At 70.4% G+C, this 22,683-nt stretch carries 25 protein-coding genes and 1 tRNA gene; 11 read left to right on the forward strand and 15 right to left on the reverse strand.

Features of this window, described 5'->3' with window-relative positions; genetic code table 11:
• Positions 1-10 precede the first annotated feature (10 nt).
• Positions 11-265: a DUF2811 domain-containing protein gene (locus L107_RS03740; RefSeq protein ID WP_159816514.1), complete on the forward strand. Its 255-nt coding sequence runs from the start codon at positions 11-13 to the stop codon at positions 263-265.
• 29 nt (positions 266-294) lie between these two features.
• Here L107_RS03740 and L107_RS03745 read toward each other — a convergent pair whose 3' ends face one another.
• From L107_RS03745 to L107_RS03765, 5 genes are all read right to left on the reverse strand, one after another.
• Positions 295-762: an EVE domain-containing protein gene (locus tag L107_RS03745; RefSeq protein ID WP_159816515.1), complete on the reverse strand. Its 468-nt coding sequence runs from the start codon at positions 760-762 to the stop codon at positions 295-297.
• Between the two features lie 12 nt (positions 763-774).
• Positions 775-2,193 (reverse strand): UDP-N-acetylmuramoyl-L-alanine--D-glutamate ligase, encoded by a 1,419-nt coding sequence (gene murD / locus L107_RS03750; protein ID WP_159816516.1) that lies wholly within the window; start codon positions 2,191-2,193, stop codon positions 775-777.
• 107 nt (positions 2,194-2,300) lie between these two features.
• A tRNA-Val gene (locus L107_RS03755) sits at positions 2,301-2,372 on the reverse strand.
• Between the two features lie 196 nt (positions 2,373-2,568).
• Complete coding sequence (locus L107_RS03760) at positions 2,569-3,342, reverse strand: photosystem II S4 domain protein (RefSeq protein WP_159816517.1); 774 nt, start codon at positions 3,340-3,342, stop codon at positions 2,569-2,571.
• 13 nt (positions 3,343-3,355) lie between these two features.
• Positions 3,356-3,859, reverse strand: a complete 504-nt coding sequence (locus L107_RS03765) for a hypothetical protein (protein WP_159816518.1) — start codon at positions 3,857-3,859, stop codon at positions 3,356-3,358.
• A gap of 87 nt (positions 3,860-3,946) precedes the next feature.
• Here L107_RS03765 and serA point away from each other — a divergent pair, with 87 nt between their 5' ends.
• From serA to L107_RS03785, 4 genes are all read left to right on the forward strand, one after another.
• Positions 3,947-5,533, forward strand: a complete 1,587-nt coding sequence (gene serA / locus L107_RS03770; protein WP_159816519.1) for a phosphoglycerate dehydrogenase — start codon at positions 3,947-3,949, stop codon at positions 5,531-5,533.
• A complete protein-coding gene (locus L107_RS03775) occupies positions 5,533-6,477 on the forward strand; it encodes a 50S ribosomal protein L11 methyltransferase (RefSeq protein ID WP_159816520.1) in 945 nt (314 codons plus the stop codon). Before serA ends, L107_RS03775 begins: the two co-directional genes overlap by 1 nt.
• A gap of 142 nt (positions 6,478-6,619) precedes the next feature.
• Entirely contained in the window at positions 6,620-6,919 is a 300-nt protein-coding gene (locus L107_RS03780) for a ferredoxin (protein ID WP_015110648.1), read from the forward strand.
• Positions 6,920-6,998: 79 nt separating this feature from the next.
• Complete coding sequence (locus L107_RS03785; RefSeq protein ID WP_159816556.1) at positions 6,999-7,400, forward strand: hypothetical protein; 402 nt, start codon at positions 6,999-7,001, stop codon at positions 7,398-7,400.
• A gap of 67 nt (positions 7,401-7,467) precedes the next feature.
• On the opposite strand, the gene psbV is transcribed toward L107_RS03785, so the two are convergent.
• On the reverse strand, positions 7,468-8,025 hold the full coding sequence (gene psbV, locus L107_RS03790) for a photosystem II cytochrome c-550 (RefSeq protein ID WP_159816521.1): 558 nt from the start codon (positions 8,023-8,025) through the stop codon (positions 7,468-7,470).
• 96 nt (positions 8,026-8,121) lie between these two features.
• Positions 8,122-9,069, reverse strand: coding sequence for a ribonuclease Z (rnz, locus tag L107_RS03795; RefSeq protein ID WP_159816522.1), 948 nt, complete (start codon positions 9,067-9,069; stop codon positions 8,122-8,124).
• A gap of 114 nt (positions 9,070-9,183) precedes the next feature.
• Between rnz and L107_RS03800 the strand changes: the two genes are divergently transcribed.
• Together L107_RS03800 and L107_RS03805 are read left to right on the forward strand one after the other, a co-directional pair.
• Entirely contained in the window at positions 9,184-10,485 is a 1,302-nt protein-coding gene (locus tag L107_RS03800) for a SpoIID/LytB domain-containing protein (RefSeq protein ID WP_370515358.1), read from the forward strand.
• The gene (locus L107_RS03805) at positions 10,482-11,234 is read left to right on the forward strand and encodes a glucosamine-6-phosphate deaminase (protein WP_159816524.1); all 753 of its coding nucleotides are present in this window, start codon (positions 10,482-10,484) and stop codon (positions 11,232-11,234) included. Before L107_RS03800 ends, L107_RS03805 begins: the two co-directional genes overlap by 4 nt.
• A gap of 20 nt (positions 11,235-11,254) precedes the next feature.
• On the opposite strand, the gene L107_RS03810 is transcribed toward L107_RS03805, so the two are convergent.
• Both L107_RS03810 and truB read right to left on the reverse strand, forming a co-directional pair.
• Positions 11,255-12,031, reverse strand: coding sequence for a YebC/PmpR family DNA-binding transcriptional regulator (locus tag L107_RS03810; protein WP_159816525.1), 777 nt, complete (start codon positions 12,029-12,031; stop codon positions 11,255-11,257).
• 18 nt (positions 12,032-12,049) lie between these two features.
• On the reverse strand, positions 12,050-12,973 hold the full coding sequence (truB, locus tag L107_RS03815; RefSeq protein ID WP_159816526.1) for a tRNA pseudouridine(55) synthase TruB: 924 nt from the start codon (positions 12,971-12,973) through the stop codon (positions 12,050-12,052).
• Positions 12,974-12,985: 12 nt separating this feature from the next.
• Between truB and L107_RS03820 the strand changes: the two genes are divergently transcribed.
• Positions 12,986-13,747, forward strand: coding sequence for a queuosine precursor transporter (locus L107_RS03820; RefSeq protein WP_159816527.1), 762 nt, complete (start codon positions 12,986-12,988; stop codon positions 13,745-13,747).
• Here L107_RS03820 and rpmA read toward each other — a convergent pair.
• On the reverse strand, positions 13,744-14,010 hold the full coding sequence (gene rpmA, locus L107_RS03825; protein ID WP_159816528.1) for a 50S ribosomal protein L27: 267 nt from the start codon (positions 14,008-14,010) through the stop codon (positions 13,744-13,746). The two genes, L107_RS03820 and rpmA, sit on opposite strands and share 4 nt — an antisense overlap.
• A gap of 52 nt (positions 14,011-14,062) precedes the next feature.
• Positions 14,063-14,455 (reverse strand): 50S ribosomal protein L21, encoded by a 393-nt coding sequence (rplU, locus tag L107_RS03830; protein ID WP_159816529.1) that lies wholly within the window; start codon positions 14,453-14,455, stop codon positions 14,063-14,065.
• Positions 14,456-14,604: 149 nt separating this feature from the next.
• Here rplU and L107_RS03835 point away from each other — a divergent pair, with 149 nt between their 5' ends.
• The 3 genes from L107_RS03835 (at position 14,605) to kaiC (ending at position 17,468) form a co-directional block, all read left to right on the forward strand.
• Positions 14,605-15,450, forward strand: coding sequence for a circadian clock protein KaiA (locus L107_RS03835; RefSeq protein WP_159816530.1), 846 nt, complete (start codon positions 14,605-14,607; stop codon positions 15,448-15,450).
• A gap of 9 nt (positions 15,451-15,459) precedes the next feature.
• Positions 15,460-15,819, forward strand: coding sequence for a circadian clock protein KaiB (kaiB, locus tag L107_RS03840; RefSeq protein WP_106220339.1), 360 nt, complete (start codon positions 15,460-15,462; stop codon positions 15,817-15,819).
• Between the two features lie 104 nt (positions 15,820-15,923).
• On the forward strand, positions 15,924-17,468 hold the full coding sequence (kaiC, locus tag L107_RS03845; protein WP_106220338.1) for a circadian clock protein KaiC: 1,545 nt from the start codon (positions 15,924-15,926) through the stop codon (positions 17,466-17,468).
• A gap of 24 nt (positions 17,469-17,492) precedes the next feature.
• Here kaiC and L107_RS03850 read toward each other — a convergent pair whose 3' ends face one another.
• From L107_RS03850 to purD, 4 genes are all read right to left on the reverse strand, one after another.
• Entirely contained in the window at positions 17,493-18,245 is a 753-nt protein-coding gene (locus L107_RS03850) for a hypothetical protein (RefSeq protein ID WP_159816531.1), read from the reverse strand.
• A gap of 52 nt (positions 18,246-18,297) precedes the next feature.
• Positions 18,298-18,891 carry a hypothetical protein gene (locus L107_RS03855; RefSeq protein WP_159816532.1) on the reverse strand — a complete coding sequence of 198 codons (594 nt, stop codon included), beginning with the start codon at positions 18,889-18,891 and terminating at the stop codon, positions 18,298-18,300.
• 233 nt (positions 18,892-19,124) lie between these two features.
• Complete coding sequence (locus L107_RS03860; protein WP_159816533.1) at positions 19,125-21,176, reverse strand: ATP-binding protein; 2,052 nt, start codon at positions 21,174-21,176, stop codon at positions 19,125-19,127.
• Complete coding sequence (gene purD / locus L107_RS03865) at positions 21,173-22,516, reverse strand: phosphoribosylamine--glycine ligase (protein ID WP_159816534.1); 1,344 nt, start codon at positions 22,514-22,516, stop codon at positions 21,173-21,175. Before purD ends, L107_RS03860 begins: the two co-directional genes overlap by 4 nt.
• Between the last annotated feature and the right edge of the window lie 167 nt (positions 22,517-22,683).

The following is a 22,683-nucleotide window of genomic DNA, read 5'->3' on the forward strand; positions in this document are numbered from 1 at the left end:
GCCCCCCGCGATGCCCCACCCGAGAACACTGCCACTGGATGGGGCCGAGTCTCTGGTGAGTCTGCGGGCGGAGGTGCCCGCGCCGCTGCTGGAGGCCATGCGGGAGTTCATCGAGCAGCACCCCAACTGGGACCAGTACCGGCTGTTCCAGGCCGCCCTGGCGGGGTTTCTGGTGCAGAACGGGATCCGCAACCGCGGGGTGACCCGCTGCTACCTGGCCAACCTGTTTCCGGGCCACCAGGCCTTCTCGGCGCCGGCGGCCTGAGGCCGGGCCCGCGTCAGGAGGTCCAGGTCTCAGGCGTCCGGCTCCACCCCCAGCAGGCGGAACAGTCGGACGGCACTGGCATCGCTCACCGGCAGGATCGAGAGGCGATTGCCCCGGCGCACCACCGCCAGGTCCTCGACGCTGAACTGCTCCCGCAGGGCCTCCAGGCTCAGCATCGCCGGAAAGGTGGCGCGGTAGGCGAGGCGGACGCAGTCCCAGCGCGGGGCCTCCGGCTTCGAGGCCGGGTCGAAGTACTTGGAGGCGGCATCGAACTGGCTGGGATCCACCAGCCCCGTCTCGATCACCTCCATCAGGCCGACGATGCCGGGGGGGCTGGTGTTGGAGTGGTAGAAGAAGGCCCGATCACCGATCTGCATGGCGCGCATGAAGTTGCGGGCCTGGTAGTTGCGGATGCCGTCCCAGAGGGTGCTGCCCTCCGCCTGCAGATGGTGGATGCCGTAGACGTCCGGCTCGCTCTTCATCAACCACCAGGCCATGGAGCGTCCGCCTCAGCTGTCGGTGTCGAGGGCCAGCACCAGCCGGCGGAAATGGTCGCCGCGAGCCTCGAAACTGGTGTACTGGTCGAAGCTGGCACAGGCCGGGGAGAGCAGCACCCCCCGGCAGCCGAGGGCGGGGGCCAGCGTCGCGGCCAGGGCCACCGCACCCTCCAGGCCCTGCTCCTGCTTCACCACGCCGCCGTAGCCGCTGGACTCCAGCAGGGCGGCGAACTCCTGCCGCGCCGCGCCGTAGAGCACCACCGCCGCGGCCCGCTGCCGCAGCTGCTCCAGCCAGGCCCCGGCCTCCCCCTGCTTCGACTGGCCACCGGCCAGCACCACCAGGGGGCCCTCCAGGGCCCGCAGGGCCACCTCGGCGGCGTCGTAGTTGGTGGCCTTGCTGTCGTTGAACCAGGTGATGCCGTTGAGGCTGCGGAGGCGTTCGAGCCGGTGGGGGACACCGGGGAAACAGCGGCAGGCGGCCTCCATCACCGCCGGCTCCAGCCCGGCATGGAGCCCGACCGCCACGGCCAGCAGCAGGTTCTGGCGGTTGTGGGCACCGGGCATGGCCAGGGCGGAGGCCGGGAACAGGGGGCCCTGGCGGCCCCGCACCTGATCGTCCGCGTCGATCCAGAGCAGCGGATCGAGACCCGGAGGCAGGGCCTCCCTGGGGCCGGCGGTGATCCACTCGGCCTCGTCCCAGCTGGCGGCGTGGTGGCGCAGGTCGGGGTCGTCGGCGTTGAGGATGCGGATGCGGGAACGCTCGAGCAGGCTCCGTTTGATGGCCCGGTAGGCGGCCAGGGTGCCGTGGCGCTCCAGGTGGTCGGGGGTGAGGGTGGTCCAGACGCCGATCGCCGGCGCCACGGCGGGGGCGGCCTCGATCTGGTAGCTGCTCAGCTCCACCACCAGCCAGTCCGGCCGCGGCCCCTGCTCCAGACGCCGCTGCAGCACCACCTCGGCGGCGGAGATGCCGACGTTGCCGCACAGGGGCGCGTCCCGGCCTGCCTGGTGGAGCAGGTGCTGCACCAGGCAGGTGACGGTGGTCTTGCCGTTGGTGCCGGTGATGCCGATCCAGGGCACGTCGCGGCTGGCCTGCCAGGCGGGCACGATCTCCCCCTGCACCTGCACCCCTTGGGTGCGGAGCGCTTCCAGCACCGGGTGGTTCCAGGGGATGCCCGGGCTGACCACCACGGCCGCCGGCGGCAGCGGGAGGTCCTGGAACGCCTCCAGGCTCAGGGGCACGCCGAGCCGCACCGCGATGGCCTCCCTCTCCAGCTGATCCGCCAGGGCCCGGTGCTCCGGCGTGTCGGCGCTTTCGATCACCACCACCGTCTCACCACGGGACTGCAGCAGACGGGCGGCCCCCAGACCGGACCGGCCCAGACCCACCACCACCGTGCTGGAGGGAGGTGCGACGGCCTCGGCGGGACTCACGCTGGCAGGCTCATGTTCAGGATCGAGTGAGGGTAGCAGTGAAGGGACCACTGCACCCAACGGAGTTCAGATCCAGGATTTGAGCAATCTTCAATGGACGCGATGTATGGGCGATACTGGAATCGAACCAGTGACTCCTACCGTGTCAAGGTAGTGCTCTACCTCTGAGCTAATCGCCCGAGCTCGGCATCACCGAAGCGGCACCGAATTCGGAGGTGGTGATCGGGATGGCTGGTCATCCCCAGGACAAAAACCTTCACCTGATGCCGGTCTGTCACAGGCGAACTGCAACGGGAGGACGATCGGGATTCTGTTTTCACCCAGGGTTTTCCTACTCGCCGGCCTTCCCTCCTGTCAACTTGCACCGGCCGGCCCTCAATGGCGCTCCAGCCGGATCCGGAACCGCTCCCGCTTGGTGGGTTCGATCGCCAGCACCTCCAGCTCCCCCCGCCCCTCCAGCTGGACCCGCGCCCCCACCGCCAGGGGCTGGCTGGGGCTGCTGACCACCGTCCAGTCGAGGCGGACGGCCCCCTGCCGGATCAGGGTGGCCATGCGGTTGCGGGACAGCCCGAAACCGGCCGACGCCAGGGCATCCAGCCGCAAGGAGGCCTCCACCGTCGTGAGCTGGCGGGGCAACCGGCGGGCCGGCAGCTGAAGGGCCTCGATGGGCCGGGCCTCGAACCGCACCGGCACCGTGCGCACCAGGCCCTCGGTGCCGTCCAGCCGCCGGGCCAGGGCCTCGCTGACGATCGCCTGGGCGCCCCGATCGCCCCGCAGCCACAGGTCTCCCCGCTCCTGGGGCATGGCCCCGGAGCGGGCCAGCCCCTCGGCCATGTCGGCCGCCGAGGCGGGATCGAAGAGGAAGTTGCCGCTGATCTCCAGCCCCAGCAGGGCGGGGGCCGCCGGCTCCTGTCCGGTTCGTGCCAGCAGCAGGCAGCGGCGCTCCGCCCCGGGGTGGCCGCCCTCACTGGCGAGGCTCAGCTCGCTGAGGGCACCGAGCCGGTCCTCGGCCTCCTCCCGCACCGCCGCCTCGAGAAAACCGCTGACCTGGGGCTCCCAGGTGCGCAGGGCCGTCTCCGCCAGGCTGAACAGGGCCCCGAGCGCCTCCGGGTGGCGACTCCCCTCCAGCAGGTCCCGTCGTGGAAGCATGGGTCCTGCGGCCTCAGGTGTCGTCCAGCCGCACGACCGCCGTCGGTCGCGCCAGCTGGATGGTGGTCCAGGGGATCTCCCGGCCGACGGGGGCTTCGAGCAGCAGCAGCCAGCAGCCCTCATCGAGCCGGTTGCGCAGGATGCGGATGCGGTCGTCCTCCTCGGAACTGACGCTGGCGGCGGCGGCGAAGCTGCCCATCCAGCCGGAGCCCATGCCGAGCAGGCCGCCGATCAGGGGCTCGCCGTAGGCCCCGGCGAAGCTGAAGGTGTGCAGATCGGTGATCTGGGTGAAGGTGAGCCCGGCCAGGAACCCGAAGGGCAGCAGCCAGCGGACCATCGATTGCTGGCGCCGCCGCCGGGCCGTGGCCGGATCCAGCCGCTCCACGTCCGACATGGTCGCCTCGCCCTTGCCGATCGCCAGCACCCGGGTCGGGGGCGGCACCAGCGCCAGCAAGCGCTCCTGCAGGGCCCGCAGGCGATCGCGGTCGTCCAGCACGACCACCACACTCAGGGACATGGGCTCGTCTCCGCACCGCTCTCTACACTGCACCTCCGGCCTGCCCCCCTGGGGGCGCACCCCCCGCCCTCCCCACCGCTGCCGGACATGACGAAGGTTCTGGTCTCCGATCCCATCGACCAGGCGGGGATCGACATCCTCTCCCAGGTCGCCCAGGTGGACGTACGCACGGGCCTGAGCCCGGAGCAGCTGGTGGGCTGCATCGGTGAGTACGAGGGGCTGATGATCCGCTCCGGCACCCAGGTGACCGCCGAGGTGATCGAGGCCGCCAGCCGTCTGCGCATCATCGGCCGGGCCGGTGTGGGCGTCGACAACGTCGACGTGCCCGCCGCCACCCGCCGCGGCGTGATCGTCGTCAATTCCCCGGAGGGCAACACCATCGCCGCCGCCGAGCACGCCCTGGCGCTGATGCTCTCCCTGTCGCGGCACGTGCCCCATGCCCACGCCAGCACCATGGCCGGCGGCTGGGACCGCAAGACCTACGTGGGCAACGAGCTCTACAAGAAGACCCTCGGCGTGGTGGGCCTCGGCAAGATCGGCTCCCATGTGGCCCGCGTCGCCCGGGCCCTGGGCATGGACGTGGCCGCCTACGACCCGTTCATCTCCGCCGAGCGCGCCCAGCTGCTGCAGGTGCGGCTGCTGCCCCTGCCCCAGCTGTTCGCCGAAGCCGACTACGTCAGCCTGCACCTGCCCCGCACGCCGGACACCGAGAACCTGGTCAACGCGGCGCTGCTGGCCACGATGAAGCCCACCGCCCGCCTGGTGAACTGCGCCCGCGGCGGCATCATCGACGAGCAGGCCCTGGCCGATGCGGTCGAGAACCGCGTCATCGCCGGAGCGGCGCTGGACGTCTACGCCAAGGAACCGCTGGCGGCCGATTCCCCCCTGCGCCTGGTCAAGGAGCGGCTGATCCTCACCCCCCACCTGGGCGCGTCCACCGAGGAGGCCCAGGAGAACGTGGCCATCGACGTGGCCGAGCAGATCCGGGACGTGCTGCTCGGCCTGCCGGCCCGCAGCGCCGTCAACATCCCCGGCCTGACCCCCGAGGTGATGGAGCTGCTCAAGCCCCATCTGCAGCTGGCCGAAACCCTGGGCCTGCTGCTCAGCCAGCTGGCCGGTGGCCAGATCAGCGAGCTGGAGGTGCGCCTGCAGGGCGAATTCGCCTCCCACCCGGCCCAGCCCCTGGTGGTGGCCGCCCTCAAGGGCATCCTCTCGGCCGCCCTGGGCGACAGCATCAATTACGTCAACGCCACCCTGGAGGCCAAGGAGCGCGGCATCCACGTGCTCGAGGTGAAGGACGACGCCAGCCGCGACTTCGCCGGCGGTTCGCTCCAGCTCAGCTCCCGCAGCCCCCGGGGCAACCACAGCGTCACCGGGGCGGTGTTCACCGACGGCGAACTGCGCATCACCACCATCGACGAGTTCCCGGTGAACGTGACGCCCAGCCGCCACATGCTCTTCACCCGCCACCGGGACATGCCCGGCATCATCGGCCAGCTGGGCTCCCTGCTCGGCGAGCACAACGTCAACATCGCCTCGATGCAGGTGGGCCGCCGCATCGTCCGCGGCGACGCCGTCATGGTGCTGAGCCTCGATGACCCGATCCCCCCCAGCCTGCTGGCGGTGATCCACGGCATCAACGGCATCCAGGCCGCCCACCCGGTCACCCTCTGATGGGCCTGGTCTGGTGGCGGCTGGAGATGGCCGCCCCGGCCGAACTGGAGGAATCCCTGCTCTGGAAGCTGCCGCTCCTCGGCGTGCCCCGGGTGGCGCTCCAGCACCCCCCCGAGGTGCCGGAGCAGCGGCAGCTGCTGGCCTGGCTGCCGGAGAGTGACTGGCCCGCCGACCAGCGCCGGGAGCTGGAGCGGGCCCTGGCGCCGCTGGGGGAGCCTTTCGCGATGGCGCTGCCACCCATCCGCTGGCAGCGGCAGGCCGATGAGGACTGGAGCCTGAGCTGGAAGAGCCACTGGCGGCCCGATCCGGTGGGGGAGCGGCTGCTGGTGCTGCCGGCCTGGCTGGAGGTGCCGCCCGAGCAGGCCGGGAGGCTGGTGATCCGCATCGATCCGGGCAGCGCCTTCGGCACCGGCAGCCACCCCACCACCCGCCTCTGCCTCGAGGGCCTGGAGGCCCTCGCCGCTGAGCGGGAACGGGCGGGGCGGGGGGCGGGCCTGGAGGGGCTGCGGGTGGCCGATCTGGGCTGCGGCAGCGGCATCCTGGGCCTGGCCGCCCTGCGGCTGGGGGCGGCGGGCGTGGCCGCCGCCGACACCGACCCCCTGGCGGAGCGGGCGACCCGACAGAACGCGGCCCTGAACGGCCTGGACGGCACCCGCGGCCTCACGGTGACCACCGGGTCGGCCGAGGCCCTGGTGGCGCTGCTGGACGGCCGTCCGGCGGATCTGCTGCTGTGCAACATCCTGGCGCCGGTGATCGAGGCCCTGATTCCCTGGTTCGAGCACCTGCTGAGCCCCGGCGGCGTGGGCCTGCTCAGCGGCCTGCTGGTGGATCAGGCCCCAGGCCTGGAGCGGGATCTGGCGGCAGCGGGCTGGCGGGTGGAGGGGCGGGTGGAACAGGACCGCTGGGGCCTGCTGCGGATCCGTTCGGCATCGGATGTTGCATAAGGCACGCTGATCTGTGTCCTGGCTTTGATTGGGCTTCCCGGCCTGCGAGCCCAAGATCGCCGGGAAAGCCCCCTGTCGGATGTAGGAAGGGCGGGTCCTACAGGCCCTGGCTGCCGGGTGTCTGTGAGCTCCAATCTCTTCCATGGCTTCCTACAAGGTCACCCTCGTCAATGAGAGCGAGGGCCTGAACAAGACCATCGAGGTTCCTGACGACCAGTACATCCTCGACGCCGCCGAAGAGCAGGGCATCGACCTGCCCTACTCCTGCCGCGCCGGCGCCTGCTCCACCTGCGCCGGCAAGCTCACCTCCGGCACCGTTGACCAGTCGGATCAGAGCTTCCTCGACGACGACCAGATCGAGGCCGGCTTCGTGCTCACCTGCGTCGCCTACCCCACCTCCGACTGCACCATCAAGACCCACACCGAAGAAGAGCTCTACTGAGCTCCTCGCCGGGCGGTCCGGTGGGATCACCCCCTTGAACCCCGCGTTCTTCTCCGCCACCCTCAGGGGTGGCTTTTTCATGGCACTTCAGGTGGACACCGTGCTGGCCTCCGGCAGCGAGCATCCCAGCCCCGGCGGCCAGTACAGCTACCGGGTCCTGGGACCCTGCTGCCGCCTGTTCGATCGGGAGGAGCTGCCCTGGCCGTGCTGCCGGCTGGCCTGGCGCAGCAAGGAACCCAGCTGGCGCCGGGTCGGCCGCCGCTTCGTGCCCGACCTGGCCGCCCGCCGCTGCCCCTCCTACGCCGTGGAACTGCTGCAGCCGGGGGCCCGCCCCACCCGCACCGTGATCACCCTGTTCCCCCAGCGTCTGGCCCCCGCCCTGCAGGAGTGGTGGTACAGCAAGCTGCCCGCGTCGCTGGAGGCGGGCAACCTGGCCCCTCCACCACCGCCGCCGCCACCTCTCCCGGCCCCGGCCCCCTGAGCCGCCCGCGTCCAGCCACAAAAAAACCGGCCGGCCCAGGGCCGGCCGGCGGAGATGGGCCGGGCGATCAGAAGTAGATCTTGCCGCCGCCCCACTGGACGCCCTGGACCTTGGGGGCCACCAGGATGTAGCCGGCGATCAGGCGCAGGTCCTCGTCATCCAGATCGCGCATCTTCACGAACACGTCGCTGCTGCGCAGGCTGGGGTGCACGTCCGCGATGCTGTATTCCCCGTCATAGGAGGTGGGGTCCTTCATGTAGTCGACCAAGGCCTCCACCGAATCCCGGGCCGGCGTGGCCAGGGCCAGGGTCTCGGGATCGAGCCCCACGTTCTGGTTGGTCTTGGTGATGCCACCGGCATGGCAGGTGCCGCAGCTTTCGTTGAAGAGCTTGCGGCCGGTCTTGACCTCCTTCTCGCTGAAGGTCACCGGGGTGCCGTCGGGGGAGACCGGCACGGTGAGGTCCTCGGCGCTCCACTGGGCCGCGGCCGCGGGGCCCGCGAAACAGACCAGCAGGGCCAGGGGGAGGATCAGCAGCGCCCGGGCCACGGCACGGAGGGCGGTGCGAAGCGGAGCGGGGCGACAGGCGGCTGACAGCGGGGCGGCTGAGCGAAGGAGGGGGGCCATGGGAGAAGCCGGCGGAATGGCGGTCGGACCGCAACTGAGACCTTGTATCACGGGCGACGGGTCCCCCGGAACGGAATCACGCGAACTGTTGCAGGCTCAGCCCGCCGTCCCCACCGAGAGGCTGAGGAAGTCCTTCGCCACCACCGTCTCGGGGAAGATCGCCCGGGCCTCGGCCACCAGGTCATCGGGGGTCATGGGGTTCCCCGCCACGTAGCGGGGGCTGAGGTGGGTGAGCACCAGCTGCTTCACTCCCGCCTCCAGGGCGGTCTGGGCGGCCATGGTGCTGGTGGAGTGCTGGCGGGCGATGGCCAGCTCCGCCTCGCCGTGGGAGAAGGTGGATTCGTGGATCAGCAGGTCGGCGCCGCGGGCCAGGGCCACCGCCGCCTCGCTGAACACGGTGTCGGTGCAGTAGACGACGCTGCAGCCGGGCCGGGGCGGCCCGCACAGGGCCTCGCCTCGGATCACCCGGCCATCGTCGAGGGTGACGCTGCGGCCGGCCTTGAGCTCGGCGTAGACCGGCCCGGGGGGAATGCCCAGGGCCCTGGCCCGCTCCACGTCGAAGCGGCCGGCCCGGGGCTTCTGATCCACCCGGTAGGCGTAGGCCGGCACCCGGTGGGTGAGGGCCGTGCAGCGCACCGTGATGTCGTCGTCGTCGAGCACCAGGGTGCCGCGGGCGGCGGCCTCCTTGACCCGGTGGGTGCGCAGGGGGTAGCCGATGCGGGTCGAGGAGGTGCGCATCACGCCCTCCAGGTAGTCGCGCAGCGGGTCCGGTCCGTAGAGGTCGATGCCCCCGCAGCTGCCCGCCAGCCCCAGGCTGGCCAGCAGCCCCGGCAGGCCGAAGACGTGGTCGCCGTGCATGTGGGTGACGAAGATCCGGCGCAGCTGGGACACCCGCAGGTCGCTGCGCAGGAACTGGTGCTGGGTTCCCTCACCGCAGTCGAACAGCCACAGCTCGGCCCGCTGCGGCAGCCGCAGGGCCACGGCGGAGACGTTGCGGGCGCGGGTGGGAACGCCGGAGCTGGTTCCCAGGAAGGTGACCTGCACACCCTGGCTGCCTCAGAGCGCATGCTGCCACGGCGCCGGCCGGTGCGCTGGCTGGCGCCGTGGCATCGACAGGATGACCCGTCCAGAATGAGCCGTTGTCGCTCGCGCACCCTCGTGACCCTCCTCCGTTTCGGATGGCGCGCCGGCCTCTCGCTGGCCCTGCTTCCCGCCGCCGTCGCGGCGCCGGTCCCCACGGAGGCGAGGGCCCCGGCACCCGTCGTGCGGGTGCTGCTGCGGGAGGCCCCCACCCTGGAGCTGGAGGCGGGCAGCACCGTGCTGCGTCTCGGCGACGCCACGGGGCGCACCCTGGCGGAGCTGGCCCCGGGGGCACGGCTGCAGCTGATGCGCAGCGGGCCGACCCTGGAGGCCCGGCTGGAGGGGCCGACCGGCCCGCCCCGGCGGGTGGCGCTGCCCTCAGGCCAGGCCTGGATCGATCCGGCACCGGGACGGGGGACCGGCGGTGAGGCCCTGCTGACCCTGCAGCAGCGCCGCTACCGCGGCCGGCTGCTTGTGCGCGCCGAGGGCGATCGGCTGCAGGCGATCAACCTGATCGATGTCGAGAGCTACCTGCCCAGCGTGGTGGGCAGCGAGATGCCGGCCAGTTGGCCGCTGGCGGCCCTGCGGGCCCAGGCGGTGGCGGCCCGTACCTACGCCCTGCGCCAGCGGCGGCCGGCGGAGCCCTTCGACCTCAAGGCCACCGTGGCCAGCCAGGTGTACAAGGGGGTGGAAGCGGAAACCGACTCCACCCGTGAAGCGGTGCGCAGCACCCGCTCCCAGGTGCTGGTGCACGGCTCCGCCCTGATCAACGCCGTCTTCCACAGCAGCAGTGGCGGCCTCACGGAGAACAGCGGCGAGATCTGGCGCCAGCAGCTGCCCTACCTGGTGAGCGTGCCCGATTTCGACCAGTCCAGCCCGGTGCACGTCTGGCAGCTGCGGGTCGAGCCCGACAAGCTGGCCCGGGCCTTCCGGGAGATCGACGGGGCCTTCCGCATCGAGGTGCTCTCCACCACCAGCTCCGGCCGCATCCGCCAGGCCCGGGTGACGGGCCCCGGTGGCTCGCTGCTGCTCTCCGGCGCCGAGCTGCGCCAGCGGCTGGGCCTGCGCAGCACCCTGGCCCGCTTCGACTTCGAGGCCCCGCCCCAGGCTCTCCCCTTCCCGCCGCCGCTGCCGTCCCTGCAGGGCGTCTTCACCGCCGAGGGGATCCGCTCCCTGGCCTCCGGCCTGGTGCAGGCACCCTGGCCGACCCCCCGGCCGCCGGCGGCACCAACCCTGCTGGTGAGCGGCCGGGGCTACGGCCACGGGGTGGGCATGAGCCAGTGGGGCGCCTACGCCCTGGCCCTGCGCGGCGAGGACTACCGGCAGATCCTCCAGCACTACTACCAGGGGGCCCGGATCCAGCCCTATTCCTCCCTTTGAGGCCCAACGCCACCATCGCGCCGGTGGTGCTGGCCGATGCGGCGGCGGTGGCGGAGCGGGTGGCGGCCCTGCTGCTCGCCGATCGGCTGCGGCCGACCCTGCCCCTGGGTCTGGCCACCGGCCGCACCATGGAGCCCGTCTATGCCACCCTGGCCCGGCGGCTGGGGCGGTTGGAGCCCGCCCTGGCGGCGCAGGTGCGCCAGGGCTGGAGCAGCTTCAACCTGGATGAGTACGTGGGGCTGGGGCCCCAGGATCCCGCCTCCTTCGCCGCCACCATGGGCCGCCAGCTGGTGGAGCCCCTCGGCCTGGACCCGGAGCGGGTGCGGCTTCCCGATGGACGGGCCGGCGATCCAGGGGCCGAGGCCCGTCGCTACGGCGCGGCGGTGAGCGCCGCCGGCGGCATCGGCCTGCAGGTGCTGGGTCTGGGCCTCAATGGCCACGTGGGCTTCAACGAACCCCCCGCGGACGCGGCGGTGGTCTGCCGCTGCGTGGCCCTCAGCGCCCCCACCCGCCGCCAGAACGCCGGCGCCTTCGGCGGCGACCCGAACGCCGTCCCCCGGCGGGCCATCACCCCGGGGATGGCCGAGATCCTCGCGGCCCGCCGGGTGCTGCTGGTGGTGACCGGCGGGGCGAAGGCGGCGATCCTGCGCCGCGCCCTGGGGGAGCCCCCCACGCCGGAGCTGCCCGCCAGCTGGCTGCAGCGCCATCCAGCCCTGACGGTGATCGCCGACGCCGAGGCCATGGGCTGAGCGCCTGCCGGGGCTGAACCTCAGCCGGGCAGGGCCGCCTCCATCAGGGCCTCGTCCGCTTCCAGGTTGCTGGTGACGCTGCGCACGTCATCGAGATCCTCGAGCACATCAAGCATGCGCAGGCAGGCGGCCAGCAGCGTGCCGTCCTCGAGGCGGCAGGGCAGGGAGGCGATCCAGCGGTGCTCCCAGCCGGCCAGCGGCAGCTGCAGGTCCCGAAGGCCGTCCTGGAGGGCTTCGAGGTCGGCATAGGCGCCGAACACATCCACGCCCTCGGCATCGATCTCGTAGCCCGCCGCCGCCGGCCCTCCCCGCTCCTCGAGGGCCAGCAGGTCCTCCAGGAGGCGCTCCTCATCGGCATCGGGCAGGGCCAGCCGCACCACGGAGCGCTGCTCGAACAGGTAGCTGACGCAGCCGGTCTCACCGAGGTTGCCGCCATGCTTGCCGAAGGCCAGCCGCAGGTCGGCGGCGGTGCGGTTGCGGTTGTCGGTGAGGGCCTCGATCAGCACGGCCACGCCCCCGGGGCCATAGCCCTCGTAGCGCACCGCCTCGAACAGGTCGGCCCCGCCCCCCCCCTGGCCGCTGCCCTTGGCCACGGCCCGCTCGATGTTGGCGTTGGGGAGCCCGGCCACCTTGGCCTTCTCAATGGCGGTGCGGAGCTGGAAGTTGCCGGCCGGATCGGCACCGCCGCGGGCCGCCACGGTGATCTCCCGCCCCAGTCGCGTGAACAGCGCCCCCCGCCGGGCATCCACCACCGCCTTGGTGCGCTTGATCTGGGCCCATTTGCTGTGGCCGGCCATCGCGAGGTCGCAGGGGGGTCAACCGGCGGCGTCGAACACCAGCCGGGGCAGGAGCAGGCCCTTGCCATCGGCCCGGGCGATGCCCGCCAGATTGCCATCCGGGGTGAGCACGGCGACCGGCCCCTCAGGCAACTGCTCCACGGTACGGGGCAGGGAGCGGCCGCAGCGCCACGGCGACAGCTGGGCCGGGTCGAGGCGCTGGCGCGGCAGGTCCACCAGCACATCCAGGGGGTCCAGCAGCGGTGGCAGGGGGCCGCTCGCCAGCCGCTCCATGGTGATGGCCTGGTGCAGCCCGAAGCCGAGGGCGGCGGTGCGGCGCAGGCTGGCCAGGGCGCCGCCGCAGCCGAGGGCGTCCCCCAGGTCCCGCGCCAGGGCCCGCACGTAGGTGCCGGCGGAACAGCGCACCTCCAGCTCCAGCCGGCCGTGCTCGGCGTCCCAGCCCAGCAGGTCGAGGCCATGGATCCGCACCGGCCGCGCCGCCAGGGCCAGCTGCTCCCCCGCCCGGACCCGGGCGTAGGCCCGCTGGCCCTCCACGTGCACCGCCGAGACCTGGGGAGGCACCTGGAGGATCTCGCCCCGGAAGCGCTCCAGGGCCCGCTCCAGGTCCTCGGGGCCGAGGGGCGGCACGGCCGTGCGCTCCAGCACCTCCCCCTCCAGGTCGTCGGTGCCGGTGCGCACGCCCAGCTGGACGGTGCCGCGGTAGGTCTTGTCGCCGGGCAGGTAGGGCAGCAACCGGGTGGCGGGGCCGAGGGCGATCGGCAGCACGCCGGTGACGGCTGGATCCAGAGTGCCGCCATGGCCCACCCGCCGCAGGCCGTAGGCCCGCCGCACCCGGGCGACGCCGTCGTGGGAGGTGAGGCCGGCGGGCTTGTCGAGCACCAGGAAGCCGCAGCCGTGGCGCGACGGAGGCGATGGCGGCAGCCTGGAGGGACCTTCTCCCATGCTCAGGCGCCGATGACGCTGCAGGACCGGCGCGAGGTCACCTTTCTGGTGCTGGCCGGCATCTTCCTGGGGACCATGGGCATGCTCAACATCCTGGGGCTGACCCGGTTCCTCCACCTGGGCAGCATCGGGTCGTTCCCGATCATCGTGGCGGTGGGGGCCCTGCCGTATCCGGTCACGTTCCTGTGCACCGACCTGATCAGCGAGATCTGGGGCGAACGGCGCGCCTCCCAGGTGGTGTGGGTGGGTCTGATGCTCAACGGCTGGATCGTCCTGGTGCTCTGGCTCGGTGGCATCCTGCCGGGCCTGGACGGATTCGGTGGGGTGGTGGGCCTGCCGGCCGACACCCACGCCGCCGGGGTGCCGGTGTTCTTCGAGGTGCGCCGGCTGGCCTTCGGCGCCGTGGGGGCCTCCATGGCCGCCTACATGGCCGCCCAGTTCACCGACGTTCGCCTGTTCCATTTCTGGAAGCGCGTCAGCAACGGCAAGGCCCTCTGGCTGCGCAACAACGGCTCCACCCTGATCAGCCAGGTGGTGGACACCTCGGCGGTGGTGCTGATCAGCCACTACGCCGCCCATGTGCTGCCGATCCGGCCGGACGAGCCCGTGCTGCCCCAGCTGGGCGTGTTCATCGCCAGCGGCTACGTGTTCAAGCTGGTGGCGGCCCTGGCCGACACCCTGCCCTTCTACCTGCTGGTGGGTTGGCTCCGGCGCTATCTGGAGGTGCCGGGGGACGGCGCCGAACTGGCGGACGCCCCCCAGGCAGGCGACTAGGCGCCGACGGCGATGTTGATGCGCTTGCGGTTGCGCAGGCCGCGCTTGATCGATTCGAAGCTGACGACGCCATCCACCAGGGCGAACAGGGTGTCGTCGGATCCGCGGCCCACGTTGACGCCCGGGATCACCGAGGTGCCGCGCTGGCGGATCAGGATCGAGCCGGCGCTGACGGACTCACCGCCGTAGCGCTTGACGCCGAGGCGCTTGGAGTTGGAGTCGCGGCCGTTGCGGGTGGAGCCTGTGCCTTTCTTGTGGGCCATGGGAACGGGGAGACGGGGGAACGGGAGGGGGGAGGAGGAGGCTGGGGCCCGATCAGACGATCGACTTGCCGCCGACCTTGATCGACTGGACCATCACCCGGGTGAGCTCCTGGCGGTGGCCGTTCTTGCGGCGGGTCTTCTTCTTTGGGCGCATCTTGTAGACGATGATCTTCTGGCCGCGGCGATGGGCCATCACCTTGAGCTCCACCGTGGCTCCAGCCACGTAGGGCTGGCCGAGGGTGGTGCCGGAGGCGTCCTTGACCAGGAGCACGTTCTCCAGGGTCACGGTGCTGTCGACGTCGGCGTTGAGGCGGTCGAGGTCGAGGTAGCGGTCGGGCTGGAGCCAGAACTGCTGGCCGGACGCCTCGACGATGGCGTAGGCGCCGGTGGCGTCCGCGCTGACGGGATCCTTCTGGGGAGCTTCCTTCTGGGGGGCTTGGGTCATCGCTCAGGGGGCGTGGCCAGGCTGGCGGCTGGAAGCCACCATTGGGCCTGGACGCACGGAATCGAAAGACAGAACTAAGATCCTCCCGTCCGGGCCTCCCTTCCGTCAAGAATCAGCCCGGTCAGGGGAGCTCCCCGCCGCAGCGGTCGATGCCCCAGCCGGTTCTCAACATCCTGTCCCTCATCCAGACCCCGGCGCTCGCCGAGGCCTGTGGGCAATGGCTCAGGGGCGGTCGCTACCAGCTGGTGCCGGTGGACCCCGCCGCGGCCCCCCTTGAGCAGCTCGAGCAGCGCCGCGAGGACTTCGACGGCATCCTGCTGGAGGAGGGCGCCGTCGATGGCAGCTTCTTCGGCAGCCTCCACGACCAGGGCCTGGAGCTGCCGGCCGTGCTGATCGGCCCGGTGGACGGCGCGGTGAAGTTCCACGAGGCGGAGGTCCGCCTGCCCCCCGACCAGCTGGAGCAGCTGAGCTACAGCCTGGACGCGGCCGTCTCCCGATTCCTGCGCAGCAACACCCTGCCGGCCGACAGCGAGGCCAAAACGGCGACGCACGAGGGCTGGAAACTGCCGAACCGGCTCAACGGGCGGCTCGGGTACCTGGGCGTCTACTACAAGCGGGATCCCTCCCGCTTCCTGCGCAACCTGGAGGACGGGGAACGGAACGAGCTGCTGGACTCCCTGCGGCGCACCTACCGGGACCTGCTGATCAGCTACTTCAAGAACCCCGCGGCAGCCAATCAGGCGATTGAAAGCTTCGTGAACACAGCCTTCTTCGCCGACCTGCCGATCACCAAGATGGTCGAGATCCACGTGAATCTGATTGAGGAGTTTCGCAAACTGCTGATGCTCAAGGGACAAAAGAACGATTTTCTCCAGGACTACCGTCTGGCCCTGCTCGATGTCATGGCGCACCTCTGCGAAATGTATCGACGCTCCATCCCTCCCGACCTGCCGATCGTACCCGCCACCGCCGAATCCTCCAGCCCCACCACCTGAGCCCGAGCCATGACCTTCCGCAAGACCTACATCCTCAAGCTCTACGTGGCCGGCAACACGCCCAATTCGATGCGGGCCCTCAAGACGCTGCGCGACATCCTCGAGTCGGAGTTCCGAGGCGTCTACGCCCTGAAGGTGATCGATGTGCTCAAGAATCCCCAGCTGGCGGAAGAGGACAAGATCCTGGCCACCCCGACCCTGGCCAAGATTCTTCCCCCGCCGGTGCGCCGGATCATCGGCGATCTCTCCGACCGGGAGCGGGTGCTGATCGGCCTCGATCTCCTCTATGAAGAGCTCACCGAGGATTTCCAGCTCGACGTCGACGATCTCGAAGCCGGCGGTGTGCCCTCCACACCGGAATCCTCCTGAGCCCCGATCAGGGCCCGATGCAGGCCCCTGCCCCCCTCCCCGCCAGCGATCCCAGGCGCGACTCCGACTTCCTTCCGACCCCACGCCCCTCTTCCATCTCTTCGATGCAGGATCCCAACGACCACGCCGCCGCTGCCAATCGGATGCAGATGCAGAAACTTCCGACCGGGATCGAAGGTTTCGATGACATCTGCCATGGCGGGCTGCCGATCGGCCGATCGACCCTGATCAGCGGGACATCAGGAACCGGCAAGACCGTCTTCTCCCTGAATTTTCTCTGCAACGGCATCCGTCAGTTCAACGAACACGGCATCTTCGTCACCTTTGAGGAATCCCCCCTCGACATCCTGCGCAACGCCTCCAGCTTCGGCTGGAACCTGCAGGAGATGGTCGAGCAGAACAAGCTGTTCGTTCTCGATGCCTCCCCGGATCCCGATGGCCAGGAGGTGTCCGGCAGCTTCGACCTCTCCGGCCTGATCGAGCGGATCCACTATGCGATCCGCAAATACAAGGCGCGGCGCGTGGCCATCGACTCCATCACCGCCGTCTTCCAGCAGTACGACGCCATCTCCGTGGTGCGGCGCGAGATCTTCCGGTTGATCGCCAGGCTCAAGGAGATCGGTGTCACCACGGTGATGACCACCGAACGGGTCGATGAGTATGGGGCCATCGCCCGCTACGGCGTCGAGGAATTCGTCTCCGACAACGTGGTGATCCTGCGCAACGTGCTGGAGGGGGAGCGGCGGCGGCGCACGGTGGAGGTGCTCAAGCTGCGCGGCACCACCCACATGAAGGGGGAATTCCCCTTCACCATGGGCAGCCACGGCATCAGTGTCTTCCCGCTGGGGGCGATGCGCCTCACCCAGCGTTCCTCCAACGTGCGCCTCAGCTCCGGCGTGCCCCGGCTCGATGAGATGTGCGGGGGTGGCTTCTTCAAGGACTCCATCATCCTGGCGACCGGCGCCACCGGCACCGGCAAGACCCTGCTGGTCAGCAAGTTCGTGGAGGACGCCTGCCGCAGCAAGGAGCGGGCGATCCTGTTCGCCTACGAGGAATCCCGCTCCCAGCTGCTGCGCAACGCCACCAGCTGGGGCATCGATTTCGAGCAGATGGAGCAGGACGGACTGCTCAAGATCATCTGCGCCTATCCGGAATCCACCGGCCTCGAGGATCACCTGCAGATCATCAAGACCGAGATCAGCCAGTTCAAGCCGTCCCGGATGGCGATCGATTCCCTCTCCGCCCTGGCTCGGGGTGTCAGCCACAACGCCTTCCGGCAGTTTGTGATCGGGGTGACGGGCTATGCCAAACAGGAGGAGATCGCTGGATTCTTCACCAATACGTCGGAAGAATTCATGGGAAGCCATTCGATCACCGATTCCCACATCTCCACCATCACCGACACCATTCTGCTGCTGCAGTATGTGGAAATTCGCGGCGAAATGGCTCGGGCCCTGAATGTGTTCAAGATGCGCGGCTCCTGGCACGACAAGGGCATCCGGGAATTCGTAATCACCGGCAACGGGCCGGAAATCAAGGATTCCTTCGCCAACTTCGAGCGCATCATCAGTGGCGTCCCCCATCGCATCACCACCGACGAACGGGCGGACCTGGGCCGGATCATGCGCAGCATGGATGGGGAGAGCTGAACCGCCGCAGCCGGCCCCGCCTCCTCAGCCGTACAGCGCCCGCTGGTTGGAGCGGTGGAAGCGGGCCATCAGCAGGGGGCCCAGCACGCTCCTGAAGTGGCGCGTGATCTGTTCGCGGCGTTGATTCAGGACCGGTGCGGCATGGTGCCCCTCCATCAGGGATGCCGGTGCTCCGATCGCCTGCAGGAAGCGGGGCAGCAACCCTTCCTCTCCCACCGCCCGGTCATAGTCGAGGAGCTGCAGGGGAGAATCCGAAAGGCGTCGCCACCTGCGAACGAAGGCACGATGATCGCAGAACTTGGAATAACGCCTTCCCCACAGAAGAAAAGGGAGGGCAAAACCGGGATAGCCCAGGCGGGCCCGTACCCCCGATCGCCTCAGCTCGCAGTACAACGACTCCAGATAATCGTCCACACGACGCAGAAACATCAGCCAACTCACGGTGTGCCCCTCCGCAAGCAGGCTTGCCTCCAGCCGTCTCAGTCGATCGGGCCGCGCGACCAGAAGACTGAGATCCTCGCAGCTGATGACCGCCCGGGGCAGCGGGCAGCGCCGCAACTCCTCCAGGAGCTCCGCCAGTCCGCCGTGGGCCGGGTTTGAGCGCCTGTCTTCGAGCAGTTCAAAAGCAAGCTGATGGTGACCGGACTCCGCGGAATAGGTTCCCGCTGTCGGGACGTAGATGCCCACGGCCCCGAGGTCCGGCGCCCGCCGCCGGAGGAAGGCCTGGATGGATGTGCTCCCCGTCTTGTGGTCACCGATATGGAGGAACAGATGCATCGACGGGGGATGGCGCCGGGGGCCCGATCCTACGCGTCATGCCGGGGATGGTTCAGCCATTGATGACACCCAGATTGCCGCGCTGGAAGCGGGCCATCAACAGCGGCCGCAGGCACCTTCGGTAGCGGCGAGTGACGTGCTCCAACCGGCTGTTGAGGCGGGGCTGTTCAGAGCCTGCGGTGGCGATCAGGGCCTCAGGAGCACCCAGAATGGTCAGGAAACAGGGCAGGACGCCCTGCGTGGCCACGGCCTGATCGTAGTCGCGCAGCAGCAGCCGGGAGGCCGACAGCTGGCGCCAGCGGCGGGCAAAGGCCACAAAATCGAAGTAATGGGCCGAACCTCCGAATCGCTGCATCTGTCGATATCTTCCCGAGGCCAGAATGGAGAGAACGAACCCCGGATAGCCGAAGCGGGGGCGCACCCCACAGCCCCAGAGGGTGGTGTAGAGGGATTCCGAATAGTCGTCGACGCGGCGCAGAAACATCACCCAGGTCAACGTATGTCCCTCCCGCCGGAGGGTCGATTCCAGGCGACGCAGCGCATCCGGCTTCTCCACCAGACAGCAGAAATCCTCGCTGCTGATGACAGCCCTGCGCAGGCTCGGGGAGCTGTCGGCCAGACGCAACTCGTCGACGAGTTCCTGCAAGCCTCCTAGGGCTGGATCGTAGCGACTGTCGCCGGCCAGCTGGAAGGCCAGATTGTGATGGCCGGAGGTGTCACAGAGGGTGCCGGCCGAGGGAACCAGGAGGCCGGAGGCGGCGAGCTGAGGGGCCCAGGTCCTCAGACAGGCCTGGAGGGACGTGGTTCCTGTCTTGTGGGTTCCGATATGGATGAAGACATGCATTCTCGGTGGGAGACGCCGGAATGGCCAGCGGGAGCTTACGCGGGGATTCTTCGCTCCGCTTCGATGTCGGCCAGGGAGGCCGACCGCTCCGCCTGGACCCGGAGTTCATCACCATCGGCCTCCTCCAGGGGCAGGTCGAACCAGAAGGTGGTGCCCACGCCGGGCTCGCTGGCCATCCGGGCCTGGCTGCCGTGCTTCTCGAGGATGCCCCGCACGATCGAGAGTCCCAGCCCGGTGCCGGCCTCGGTGTGCACGGCGTTCTCGACCCGGAAGAAGCGCTCGAAGATCCGCGCCTGGTCGGCCTCGGAGATGCCGCAGCCGGTGTCGGCGATCTCCACCCGCAGCCGCGGCAGCCGCGACGTGAGGGTGCAGGAGGGATGGTCGTCCGGTCCGCCGGCGGGATCCAGCGGGCAGTGGTCGGGCCAGGGATAGGCGCGCAGCAGCAGCTGGCCGCCGCTGCGGGTGAACTTGAGGGCGTTGCCCACCAGGTTGTCGAACACCTGCAGCAGCAGATCCCAGTTGCCCCGCACCCGGGGCAGGTGCTGATCCCCACTGAAGAGCAGCATCACCCCCTTCTCCTCGGCGTTGAGCCGGTAGGTGCGCAGGGTCTGCTCGATCGCCGGCGCCAGGTCCATGGGCTCCAGCTGCCAGACCCGGTCGGACTCCAGCCGGGACAGGTCGAGCACGTCGGTGACCAGGCGGGAGAGCCGGTCGGTCTCGGCGTTGGCGATGCTCAGGAACTCCTTCTGCTGCTCGGCACTGAGCAGGTCACCCATGTCATGGAGCGTCTCCACGTAGCTCTTGATGTTGCAGAGGGGGGTGCGCAGCTCATGGGACACGTTGCTGATGAAGCGGCTCTGGGCGGCGTTCAGCTCCACCTCCCGGGTGAGGTCCTGGATCGTCATGGCGATGCCCTTGAGGGTTTCGCCGCTGGCATCCCGCACCGACTGGAGCACGATGCGCAGGGTGCGGGGGGGATCCCCGAAGCTGCAGCGCACCTCGGTGGTGTCCCGCTCACTGCTGATCAGGCTGGCGAGGGGAACGTGCAGCTCCATCGCCAGCCGGTCCGGCAGCTCGGCTTCCAGGTCGCTGCCCTCCAGGTTGCGGCCCTCCCAGCGGAACAGCCGGCGGGCGGTGGGGTTGGCCAGCACGATCCGCCCCTCGGCATCGAGCAGCACGGCGCCATCGGCCATGGTGGCGATCAGGGACTGCTGCTTCACCTGGGCGGCGGTGAGCTCCTCGATGTTGGCGGCCTTGTAGACCTCCAGCTGGGAGGCCATCGTGTTGAAGCCGTTGAGCAGCTCCCCCAGCTCGCCCCCCACCGGCAGGGCGATGCGGGTCTCGAAGTTGCCCCCGGCGATCGATCGCACCCCCCGCAACAGCTCCTTCACCGGCTGGGTGATGGTGAGGGCGTTGAACACCGAGCCCAGGATCACCAGCACCCAGATCGAGATGAACACCGCCACCGTCACCTCCCGGGTGAGGGCGGCGCTGGCCAGGAGCGTCTCGTTGGGGTTGATGCCCAGGGCCACCACCCCCAGGTAGCGGCCGTCGCTCACCATCGGCACGAACACGTCGGTGACCTGGCCGTCGGGGGTGAGGTGCTGGCGGATCAGGGGGTTGTCGGGGCGACGCTGGATGTCGGCCGGCAGCTCCAGGCGGCGACTGAGCACCCGCTCCCCCATGCCGGTGCTGCCGCCCATCGGGATGCCGAGGTAGATGACCCCGTCGGAATCGGCGAAGAAGATGTAACGGAGGCTGCGGCTGGACTGCCAGAACCGTTCCGCCACCGAGGCCAGTTCGCGGTCGTTGCCCTCCGCCACCAGGGGGGTGACGTTGGCCGACAGCAGCAGCCCGAGATCCCGGGCGAAACGGGTGTCGCTCATCCGGGCATCGCGCTGGATGCCGTTGAGGGCCAGGAAAGTGATGCCCGTCATCAGCAGGCTCACCACGAGGGTGGCGACCGCCAGCAGCTTGGTCTGGAGGCTGAACTCGGCCCACCAGCGCTGCAGCCGCGCCCGCCAGAGGCTGAAGGCGCCGGCGGCCGCGCCGCCGCCCGGGGCGGGATCGGAAGCGGAGCTGGTCATGGCAGGGCCGGGCGTCGCGTCCGCACCTGGTGACCGATGTCGCGGCGGTAGACCATGCCCTCGAATCCCACCCGTCCCAGACCGGCGTAGGCCCGCTCGAAGGCGGTGTCGAAGTCGTCGGCCTGGGCCACCACCGCCAGCACCCGGCCCCCCGCCGTGACCACGGGGCCCGCCTCGCTGCGGCGGCTGCCGGCATGGAACAGCTGCAGGTCAGGGGCGTCCCCCAGGTCGCCGTCGATCGGATCACCACGACGGACCTCGCCGGGATAGCCCTCGGCGGCCGCGATCACGCAGGCGCTGCAGCGGGGCTCGATCGTCAGCGGGGGGGCCTGCTCCAGGCGGCCGGTGGCGCAGGCCAGCAGCACCTGGGCCAGTTCCGGGCCGAGCAGGGGCATCAGGGTCTCGCACTCCGGATCCCCGAAGCGGCAGTTGAACTCGATCACCCGCAGGCCGTCGTCGGTGAGCATCAGGCCGGCGAAGATCACGCCGCGGTAGTCGATGCCCCGGGCCCGCAGGGCCGCCAGGATCGGCTCCAGCACTTGCTGGCGCACCTGCTCCATGCCCGCCGCATCCAGCAGTCGGGCGGGGGCGTAGGCCCCCATGCCGCCGGTGTTGGGGCCGGTGTCCCCCTCGCCGATGCGCTTGTGGTCCTGGGCCGGGGGCAGCAGCACCATGGAGCGGCCATCGGTGAGGGCGAACACCGACACCTCCGGGCCGTGCAGGCGCTCCTCCAGCACCAGGGAGGGGGCGGCTTCCCCGGGGGCGGCGCTCTGGAAGCGGCCCGCGAACACCTCCTCGATGGCGTCGCGGCACTGCTCGAGACTGTCGGCCACCGTCACCCCCTTGCCGGCGGCCAGGCCATCGGCCTTCACCACCAGGGGACGGCCATGGCGTTCGAGGGCCTCCAGGGCCTGCTGGCGATCCGTCGCCGCCCAGTGGCCGGCCGTGGGCACGCCCGCTTCCCGCATCAGGTCCTTGGCCCAGCGCTTGCTGGCCTCCAGCAGGGCCCCGTCGGCGCCGGGACCGAACACCGCCAGCCCCTCCGACCGCAGGCGGTCCGCCAGGCCGGCGGCCAGGGGCGCCTCCGGGCCCACCACCACCAGGTCGATGGCGTGCTCATGGCAGGCCGCCGCCAGGGCGCCATGGTCGGATTCGGCGATCGCCAGCTGGCGGCAGCCCGCCAGGGCGGTGGTGCCGCCGTTGCCAGGGGCAACCAGCACCAGCTCCACCCCCGGACAGCGCGCCAGGGCCCAGGCCAGGGCGTTCTCGCGGCCACCGCCACCCACCACCAGGATCCGGGCCGGCACCGGGGATGGGGGGAAAGGGTCGGTCACGGTCAACGGGGCGGAGGGGGCGCGGAAGGGGGGTGGATCGGGGAGAAGGACTCCCCTAGGTTGTGCGCCGGCGCGGGTGCTGCACCGGTCGCCCTCACCAGCCTTGCTGCCACTCCCCTTTGCCATTCTCCCCGACCGCCGCCTCGACCGCCGTGCCGCCCAGCGGATCCGGA

The sequence above is a fragment of the Cyanobium sp. Copco_Reservoir_LC18 genome, assembly GCF_009834675.1.
GTDB lineage: Bacteria > Cyanobacteriota > Cyanobacteriia > PCC-6307 > Cyanobiaceae > Cyanobium > Cyanobium minutissimum.

What these genes read in the sequence shown, in the direction of transcription:
- L107_RS03740 (WP_159816514.1), top strand. Translation starts at nt 11, where the DNA reads ATGCCCCACCCGAGAACACTGCCACTGGATGGGGCCGAGTCTCTGGTG.
- L107_RS03745 (WP_159816515.1), bottom strand. Translation starts at nt 762, where the DNA reads ATGGCCTGGTGGTTGATGAAGAGCGAGCCGGACGTCTACGGCATCCAC.
- L107_RS03760 (WP_159816517.1), bottom strand. Translation starts at nt 3,342, where the DNA reads ATGCTTCCACGACGGGACCTGCTGGAGGGGAGTCGCCACCCGGAGGCG.
- L107_RS03765 (WP_159816518.1), bottom strand. Translation starts at nt 3,859, where the DNA reads ATGTCCCTGAGTGTGGTGGTCGTGCTGGACGACCGCGATCGCCTGCGG.
- serA (WP_159816519.1), top strand. Translation starts at nt 3,947, where the DNA reads ATGACGAAGGTTCTGGTCTCCGATCCCATCGACCAGGCGGGGATCGAC.
- L107_RS03775 (WP_159816520.1), top strand. Translation starts at nt 5,533, where the DNA reads ATGGGCCTGGTCTGGTGGCGGCTGGAGATGGCCGCCCCGGCCGAACTG.
- L107_RS03780 (WP_015110648.1), top strand. Translation starts at nt 6,620, where the DNA reads ATGGCTTCCTACAAGGTCACCCTCGTCAATGAGAGCGAGGGCCTGAAC.
- L107_RS03785 (WP_159816556.1), top strand. Translation starts at nt 6,999, where the DNA reads ATGGCACTTCAGGTGGACACCGTGCTGGCCTCCGGCAGCGAGCATCCC.
- psbV (WP_159816521.1), bottom strand. Translation starts at nt 8,025, where the DNA reads ATGGCCCCCCTCCTTCGCTCAGCCGCCCCGCTGTCAGCCGCCTGTCGC.
- L107_RS03810 (WP_159816525.1), bottom strand. Translation starts at nt 12,031, where the DNA reads ATGGCCGGCCACAGCAAATGGGCCCAGATCAAGCGCACCAAGGCGGTG.
- truB (WP_159816526.1), bottom strand. Translation starts at nt 12,973, where the DNA reads ATGGGAGAAGGTCCCTCCAGGCTGCCGCCATCGCCTCCGTCGCGCCAC.
- L107_RS03820 (WP_159816527.1), top strand. Translation starts at nt 12,986, where the DNA reads ATGACGCTGCAGGACCGGCGCGAGGTCACCTTTCTGGTGCTGGCCGGC.
- rpmA (WP_159816528.1), bottom strand. Translation starts at nt 14,010, where the DNA reads ATGGCCCACAAGAAAGGCACAGGCTCCACCCGCAACGGCCGCGACTCC.
- rplU (WP_159816529.1), bottom strand. Translation starts at nt 14,455, where the DNA reads ATGACCCAAGCCCCCCAGAAGGAAGCTCCCCAGAAGGATCCCGTCAGC.
- L107_RS03835 (WP_159816530.1), top strand. Translation starts at nt 14,605, where the DNA reads ATGCCCCAGCCGGTTCTCAACATCCTGTCCCTCATCCAGACCCCGGCG.
- kaiB (WP_106220339.1), top strand. Translation starts at nt 15,460, where the DNA reads ATGACCTTCCGCAAGACCTACATCCTCAAGCTCTACGTGGCCGGCAAC.
- kaiC (WP_106220338.1), top strand. Translation starts at nt 15,924, where the DNA reads ATGCAGGATCCCAACGACCACGCCGCCGCTGCCAATCGGATGCAGATG.
- L107_RS03850 (WP_159816531.1), bottom strand. Translation starts at nt 18,245, where the DNA reads ATGCATCTGTTCCTCCATATCGGTGACCACAAGACGGGGAGCACATCC.
- L107_RS03860 (WP_159816533.1), bottom strand. Translation starts at nt 21,176, where the DNA reads ATGACCAGCTCCGCTTCCGATCCCGCCCCGGGCGGCGGCGCGGCCGCC.